The sequence below is a fragment of the Holdemanella sp. DFI.5.55 genome, from assembly GCF_020593575.1.
GTDB classification, from domain to species: Bacteria; Bacillota_I; Bacilli_A; order Erysipelotrichales; family Erysipelotrichaceae; genus Holdemanella; species Holdemanella hominis.
Genome location: NZ_JAJDMK010000235.1, coordinates 1 through 308, shown reverse-complemented (window position 1 = coordinate 308; position 308 = coordinate 1). Strand labels below are relative to the sequence as shown.

Genomic DNA, 308 nt, shown 5'->3' with positions numbered 1-308 from the left:
ATGTTCAATGAGTTTAAACTGAATCTGATTGAGCTAAACACAAATCACAAGTATAATACAGGTGAAAAGGCAACACAGGACTTTTTTGATCTATTGCGTATGATCTATAGAAAACAGGTTTTAAAAGAAGATCTAGATCGAGAGTTTAATCGTGATGCATTGTATTTTGCGTATGTAGTGACAAAGAACAAAGAGTTATTGAGTATCTACAACAAAAGCGAGAAGGGAGATGTAAAAGTGTGCAGAGCATTAGATGAAATGTTTGAAGAATCAACAAACAGAGGAATCCAGATGGGTATCAAGCAAGG

At 34.7% G+C, this 308-nt stretch carries 1 protein-coding gene; it reads left to right on the top strand.

What is annotated here, in order from left to right; all coding sequences use genetic code 11:
- Positions 1–99 precede the first annotated feature (99 nt).
- On the top strand, positions 100–308 hold a 209-nt coding region (locus LJE08_RS13930; RefSeq protein ID WP_227403572.1), incomplete at its 3' end, for a hypothetical protein.